Origin of the sequence: Aeromonas sp. PrichA-15 (assembly GCF_017939245.1) — a bacterium.
Classification (GTDB): domain Bacteria; phylum Pseudomonadota; class Gammaproteobacteria; order Enterobacterales; family Aeromonadaceae; genus Aeromonas; species Aeromonas caviae.
Map to the genome: position 1 here is coordinate 1 of NZ_JAGKRH010000157.1, position 482 is coordinate 482.

The window sequence follows — 482 nt, forward strand, 5'->3', positions numbered from 1 at the left end:
TGATTCATGACTGGGGTGAAGTCGTAACAAGGTAACCCTAGGGGAACCTGGGGTTGGATCACCTCCTTACCTTAATGATGACGAAGTTGTTGAGTGTTCACACAGATTGCCTTGATTCAAAGTAGTTAGAGCAAAGACCTGATGCAGAAATGCATCGGTTCTGATTCAACTTCGGTTGAATGAGAGAAGCCCGTTCGTTGGGTTGGGATGTGAATAGCGGCGCAAGTTGCTACCCAATTCAAAGTTAGCGATAACAACGAACAGCGCTAAAGGCCGCTAGCCTCGCAGGCTCGGCGTCGCCTTTACGAAAATCATTGCGAAGTGACCTTCGCAAAGCATGATTTTCGTCCCCTTCGTCTAGAGGCCTAGGACACCGCCCTTTCACGGCGGTAACAGGGGTTCGAATCCCCTAGGGGACGCCACTTCTCTTCGCAGCTCAAGAATGCAGACATAAGCAGTCATGTTTATGTCTGTTTTCTTCG

Annotated in this window: 1 tRNA gene and 1 rRNA gene; both read left to right on the top strand. The window is 49.4% G+C overall.

The features are described 5' to 3' along the window. Window positions 1–69, top strand: a 16S ribosomal RNA gene (locus tag J9889_RS17205); the annotation flags it as partial. A 277-nt stretch (window positions 70–346) separates the two neighbouring features. Continuing rightward, a tRNA-Glu gene (locus J9889_RS17210) sits at window positions 347–422 on the top strand. Window positions 423–482 lie beyond the last annotated feature (60 nt).